General features: G+C 76.7%; 7 protein-coding genes. 4 read left to right on the top strand and 3 right to left on the bottom strand.

Annotated elements, in window-relative coordinates; genetic code table 11:
* Positions 1-117 precede the first annotated feature (117 nt).
* Entirely contained in the window at positions 118-573 is a 456-nt protein-coding gene (locus FA014_RS17670; protein ID WP_154730940.1) for a DUF4383 domain-containing protein, read from the bottom strand.
* Positions 574-781: 208 nt separating this feature from the next.
* On the opposite strand from FA014_RS17670, the gene FA014_RS17665 reads away from it, so the two are divergent.
* The 3 genes from FA014_RS17665 to FA014_RS17655 all read left to right on the top strand — a co-directional run bounded on the left by FA014_RS17665 (position 782) and on the right by FA014_RS17655 (position 2469).
* Positions 782-1381 carry a DUF2231 domain-containing protein gene (locus FA014_RS17665; protein WP_230323350.1) on the top strand — a complete coding sequence of 200 codons (600 nt, stop codon included), beginning with the start codon at positions 782-784 and terminating at the stop codon, positions 1379-1381.
* A complete protein-coding gene (locus FA014_RS17660; RefSeq protein WP_154730938.1) occupies positions 1378-1986 on the top strand; it encodes a hypothetical protein in 609 nt (202 codons plus the stop codon). Before FA014_RS17665 ends, FA014_RS17660 begins: the two co-directional genes overlap by 4 nt.
* Positions 1987-2115: 129 nt before the next feature.
* Positions 2116-2469, top strand: a complete 354-nt coding sequence (locus FA014_RS17655; RefSeq protein WP_195969350.1) for a DsrE family protein — start codon at positions 2116-2118, stop codon at positions 2467-2469.
* A gap of 47 nt (positions 2470-2516) precedes the next feature.
* Here the strand turns inward: FA014_RS17655 and FA014_RS17650 are convergent, their stop codons facing one another.
* Positions 2517-3152 carry a hypothetical protein gene (locus tag FA014_RS17650; protein WP_154730936.1) on the bottom strand — a complete coding sequence of 212 codons (636 nt, stop codon included), beginning with the start codon at positions 3150-3152 and terminating at the stop codon, positions 2517-2519.
* 138 nt (positions 3153-3290) lie between these two features.
* Between FA014_RS17650 and FA014_RS17645 the strand changes: the two genes are divergently transcribed.
* Positions 3291-3875: a GNAT family N-acetyltransferase gene (locus tag FA014_RS17645; RefSeq protein WP_230323349.1), complete on the top strand. Its 585-nt coding sequence runs from the start codon at positions 3291-3293 to the stop codon at positions 3873-3875.
* A gap of 10 nt (positions 3876-3885) precedes the next feature.
* On the opposite strand, the gene FA014_RS17640 is transcribed toward FA014_RS17645, so the two are convergent.
* Positions 3886-5009: glycoside hydrolase family 3 N-terminal domain-containing protein (locus FA014_RS17640; protein WP_328288221.1), on the bottom strand; the 1124-nt coding region annotated here is incomplete at its 5' end.

Below are 5009 nucleotides of genomic sequence, written 5' to 3'. Positions count from 1 at the left end.
CCGATCTCGGGGACGGCCGGACGCGGTCGACCGCCCCGACGAGCGCGCGGAGCACCGCGCCGGCGGCGTCGGCCGCCGGCGCGGCTCCGGCGGGGCGCGGGTCCCCGGGCCGGCGGCTCAGGCGCGCGCCGTCGTCGTGCGGTCGCGGTCGCGGCGCGGCCACAGGGCGATCGCCAGGCCCGCGAGGGCGGAGACCAGGTGCAGGCCGTTGTCCGCGCCGTTGATGTTGAGGATGTTCGCGTCCGGGTTGTCCGCCACCACCAGGCCGTAGACGAACGTCGCGCCGTAGCCGACGAACAGCAGCCAGCCGTAGGTGCGGGCCCGGCTCGCGGTGGACCACAGGGCGATGCCGAGCAGGCCGATCACGATGTGCACGATGTTGTGCAGCGGGTTGATCGCGAACCCGAGCAGCGTCTGCGAGTGGTCGTGCGCGGTGAAGTCGTCGAAGCCGGTGACCAGGAACCCGGCGAGGCCGACCACCAGGTACACGATCCCGATGACGAGGGCCAGGTACTGGTGCGGCTGCCGGGCCGTGGTGCCGGCCGCGCGGGCGGCGGGAGTGGAAGCGGTCATGGCGGGTCCTCCGGTGGGACGCGGGCCCGGCCGTGGCGGTCGTGCCGTGGCGGCCGGGGTGCGCGGGCCGCGCCGACGCTGGACGCGACCTCCAGCATGCGTCGGGGCTGGTCGGCTCGCACCCGGGGCGCTCCCGCCGTGCGGGCTCGACCCGGCGGGGCGATGCTCGACCCCAGGAGCCCCGCCCCCGGCCGACGAGGAGACCACCGTGCAGCCCGACGAGAGCCCCCTGCTGACCGCGACCCGGCGCCTGGAGCGCGCCACCGCCCTGGACCAGGCGGTGGACCGGGTCCAGCCGGTCGTCCTGAAGGCGCTGCGGACCAGCCCGCGGCTGGCGGCGCTGCTGCACGGCCGCCCGCTCGGGCACGCGGCCCACCCGCTGCTCACCGACGCACCGATCGGGTTCTGGGCGAGCGCCACGGTGCTCGACCTGACCCCGGGCGGCGGGGACGGCCGCCGCCGGGCCGCCGACCGGCTGCTGGGCCTCGGCATCCTGTCGGCGGTGCCGGCCGCCGTCACCGGCCTGGCGGACTGGGCGGTCTCCGACCGCAGGACCCTGCGGGTCGGGACCGTGCACGGGTTCCTGAACAACGTCGCGCTCGGGCTGTACGGGACGTCGTGGCTGCTGCGCCGCCGCGGCCGCCGCGGGCTCGGCGTCGCGGTCGCGGTCGGCGCCGGCGGCGTGCTCGGCGCGAGCGGCTACCTGGGCGGACACATGGCGTCCCGGCTGGGTTCCCCGCCCACGTCGGCGTCGGGACCGGCGGAGCCGGAGGGCCGCGAGGGCACGGCGGCCGACGCGACCGCGTGACGGCGCGGGACGCGGGCGCGCTGCTGGTGCGCGGGCCCGGGGGCGCCGTCCGCCTCCTGGGCCTGGCGAGCGTCGTCGTCGCCGTCGTCGCGCTGGGCCCGGTGGACGCGGTGCTGCTGCTGCTCGTGCTCGCCGGCCTGGTCGTGCCGCTGACGGCCCGCGTCGACCCGCGGCTCGACGCCGCCTACGGGGTGGGGCTGCTGGCCGCCGGGTGGGCCGGGGCGCTCGACCTCTACCAGCGGATCTCGTGGCTCGACGTCGTCATGCACCTCGTCGTCACGGGGCTCGTCGCGGCCGTCGCCCACCTGGTCGTCGCCCGGGTGACGGGGGCGGTCGTCGACCCGGTGCTGCCCGCCGCCCCGCGGGTGCGGGTCGGCTCGGTCGGCGTGACCACCGCGCTCGGGCTCGGGCTCAGCGTCCTGTGGGAGGTCGGCGAGTACCTCGGGAACACCTACATCGACGCGTCGATCCACGTCGCCTACCGGGACACGATCGGCGACATGGCCCTCGGCGGGCTCGGCTCGCTGGGCGCGGGCCTGCTGCTGGCGCGGGCGGGCCGGCGCGGCGGGTGGGGGCCGGGCGGCTCGACCCGGCCGCGGCGCTGACGGCACCCTGGCTCGCCGGCACCCGGTCGGCCGACGGATCGACGGCGCGCTTCCACGTGCTGGGACGTGTCGCGGGCGCACGGCGCCCTGGTGCCACAGTGCGGTCATCCGGACCAGAGAGGCGGAGCCGTGCCCAAGACAGTGATCCACGTGTTCCACGACGACGACGACTCGGTCACGACCGGGACCCGGGTGGCGCAGCGGATCCACGAGGTGGCGGCGGACCAGGGCGTGGAGCTCGAGGTGTTCTGCTTCGGTCCCGCGCAGCGTCGGATCGGCCGGGGCGCCGGCGCGGCCGACGTGACGTTCGACCGGCAGCTCGACGAGCTCGTGGCCGCAGGCGTCACCGTGGGCGCGTGCGTCAACGCGGCGAGGGCGGACGGCGTCGAGGCCGACCTGGACGCCCGGGGGTTCCGGCTCCAGGTCGCACGGGACGCGCTGCTGCGGTTCACGCTCGAGGGGGCCACGGTCATCACGTTCTGAAGCGGGCCCGCCCGCTCACCGCCACCGGCTCCGGGGCGGCTGACGGGTCAGCGCGCCCCTGCGCGCGCCGGGGCAGGGGTGGGAGCGGAGCCGGCTGCGTCCGCCGGGGCCTTCCGGAAGATGATCTTGAGGATCGGGAAGAACACGACGAACGACAGCAGCGCGTTGATGATCATCGTGACCACGTCGGCGCCCGCCTCCCCGGTGCTGCCCCAGCGCTCGATCATCCACCGGTAGATCGGGTCCTTGTAGAACCCCTGCAGCCACGCGGCGGCGAACGTGATCACGACGTACGCGAACGCGTACCAGGCGGCCGCGCGCCACACGTCGGTGTCCGACTTGAACGTGACGTTGCGCTGCAGGAAGAAGTTGATGATCTGGGCGATGGCCAGCGTGATCTGCACGGCCAGGAAGTACGCCAGGCCGCCGCCCCCGGCGGGCAGCGCCCCGGCCGCGTAGTCGAAGACGAAGAAGGTGCTGCCGTCGGCGTTCGTGTTCACCCCGAGCACCTGGAACGCGGTGTCGACCAGCGGGGTCAGGCCGAACGTCCACTTCAGGACCGGCATGAGCGCGAGCTGCAGCACCGTCATGCCCATGCTGATCGCCGTGAACAGCACGAACTCGGCCACCGCGGGGCGGTCGTCGGCGAAGCGCGCCCAGGCGCGGCGGGTGCGGCTGAACATGCGGGTCCTCCTGGCTCGGCGCGCCCGGTCCGTCCCGGGGCCGGGGACAGTCGACCCGACGGGCGCGGCGCCCGGGCGCGGTCCGGCACAACCTGTCCGCCCGGGTCCACAGGCTGTCGCCCCCGCTAGCCTGCCGGTGTGACCGCCCCGTACCTGGACGCGCCCTGGCCGATCAGCACCGACCGGCTGCTGCTGCGCCCGGCGACGCCGGACGACGCGGGCGCGGTCTGGCGGTACCGCCGGCTGCCCGAGGTCGCCCGGTGGATGACCGCGCTGCCGCGGGACGAGCAGGCGTTCGCCGCGCAGTTCGTGGAGCCGGACCGGCTGGGCCCGACGCTCGTCGTCGAGCGCGAGGGAGCCGTGGTCGGGGACCTCATGGTGCGGATCGAGGACGGCTGGGGCCAGACGGAGGTCGCGGACCGGGCGAAGCGCACCCAGGCGGAGATCGGGTGGGCGTTCGACCCCGCCGCGCAGGGCCGGGGTCTGGCGACGGAGGCCGTCCGCCGGCTGCTCGACGTCTGCTTCACCGACCTCGGGCTGCGCCGGCTGACGGCGCTGTGCTTCGCGGACAACGCGCCGTCGTGGCGGCTGATGGAGCGCGTCGGGATGCGGCGCGAGGGGGAGTACCGGGCGGACTCGCTGCACCGCGACGGGCGGTGGCTCGACTCGTACGCCTACGCGCTGCTGCGCGAGGAGTGGCAGCCGGCCGCGCCGGGGCGCTGACGCCCGCGCGTCACGGCACGGGGGCGGCGGTGCCGGCGACCGCACCCGTGTCGAGCTGCGGCAGCTCCACCTCCAGGCACGACATCGCCAGGGGGTCGCCGCCCGCCAGCGCCGTGACGCGGGCCGCCGCCTCCGACAGCCGGGCCTCGGGCAGCCGCCCCGAGCGGACCGCGTCCACCAGGCCGTCGCGCATCCGCACCGCCTGGCCGCCGTCGGTCGCCAGGACCGCGTCGGCGCCGGCGGACACGGCCTGCACCGCGGCGTCGGGGAAGTCCCAGCGCAGGTTGACGGCGCCCATCCCGACCGAGTCGGTCATGGCCACGCCCTCGAAGCCCATGTCGCGCAGCAGCGCGTAGGCGCGCGGACTCAGCGACGCGGGCAGGTCCGGGTCGAGCGCCGCGTACTGCAGGTGGTTCAGCATGACCACGGGCGCGCCGGCGTCGACCGCCGCCTGGAACGGCACCAGGTCGGTCGCCGCGAGCTCGGCCAGGCCCGCCTCCACCAGCGACGACTCCCGGTGCGAGTCGACCGCGGAGCGCCCGTGCCCCGGGAAGTGCTTGACCGCCGACGTGACGCCCGCGTCGGCGAGACCGCGCGCGTAGGCGAGGCCGTACGCCGCCGCGTCCTGGGGGTCGGCGCTGAACGACCGGTCGCCGACGACGCCGGTGGCGGGGCCGTCGTCGAGGTCGAGCACCGGCGCCAGGTCCAGGTCGACGCCGACGGCTGCCAGCGCCCGGCCGGTGTCCGCCGCCCGCCCGCGCACGGCATCGGGCGACTCCTCGCGGGCCATCCGGCGCGGCGACGGCCCCGCGCCGACGACGTCCCGCATGTGCGCGACGCGACCGGACTCCTCGTCGGTCGACACCAGCAGCGGCCGGCCCGCCGCCGCGGCCCGCAGGCCGGCCGTGAGCGCCGCCACCTGCTCGGCCGTCCGCACGTTCCCGCCCGCCAGGAACACGCCGCCGACGCCGAGCTGCACGACCTGCTGGGCGACCGCGTCGTCGGCGCTCGTGACGCCGGGCAGCCCGACGACGAGCACCGCGGCCGCGCGGACCTCGAGCGGCTGCGGGGTGCACGTGGGCGTGGGGACGGGCGAGGCCGACGGCGGCCGCCGTCGTCGCCGGCCCGCCGTCG

Origin of the sequence: Cellulomonas hominis, assembly GCF_005239125.1 — a bacterium.
Classification (GTDB): Bacteria; Actinomycetota; Actinomycetes; order Actinomycetales; family Cellulomonadaceae; genus Cellulomonas; species Cellulomonas hominis_A.
The sequence above is the reverse complement of the archived record's forward strand: the minus strand, read 5'-3'. Positions and strand labels throughout refer to the sequence as shown.